Origin of the sequence: Flavobacterium hibisci, assembly GCF_020026925.1 — a bacterium.
Lineage (GTDB): Bacteria > Bacteroidota > Bacteroidia > Flavobacteriales > Flavobacteriaceae > Flavobacterium > Flavobacterium hibisci.
In genome coordinates this window covers 1-452 of record NZ_JAIQDW010000060.1, presented here as the reverse complement: position 1 = coordinate 452, position 452 = coordinate 1, and the positions used below count along the sequence as shown (strand labels likewise).

Annotated in this window: 1 protein-coding gene; it reads left to right on the top strand. The window is 45.8% G+C overall.

Annotated features, from left to right (window positions below):
- Positions 1–452 (top strand): hypothetical protein (locus tag K8B81_RS20835; RefSeq protein WP_223683447.1); only part of this gene is annotated, 452 nt, incomplete at both ends.

Here is a 452-nt window from a genome sequence, read left to right as displayed (position 1 = left end):
ACCCCATCATTAACTGTATCAGTAGACAACCAGTGTACAGGTTCAGGCAGTGGCTTTACTATTACCGCTACGCCATCATCGACAAGTCTTGCTCCATTGAGCTATAGTATTGGCGGTGCTACAGGTACATTCCAGAGCAGCCCTGTCTTTACGGTTTCAGCAGGTACTTATACTGTTCATATTAAGGATGCCAACGGATGTGTTGTTCCATCATCAGCCGTTACGGTTTATCCACAGCTTACCGCTACATCAGCAGTAACCAGAGAGCTTAGCTGTTCTCCAACTACGCCAGAGGCCCAGATTACAGTTACGGCTTCGGGAGGCAGAACTTCTTATACTTATGAGGTTTCCACAAATGGAGGTACTTCCTACAGTGCTATGGCTACTAATGTCTATACAGCATCAGCATCGGGTACTTATACATTCAGAATTACAGATGCCAACAGCTGTAC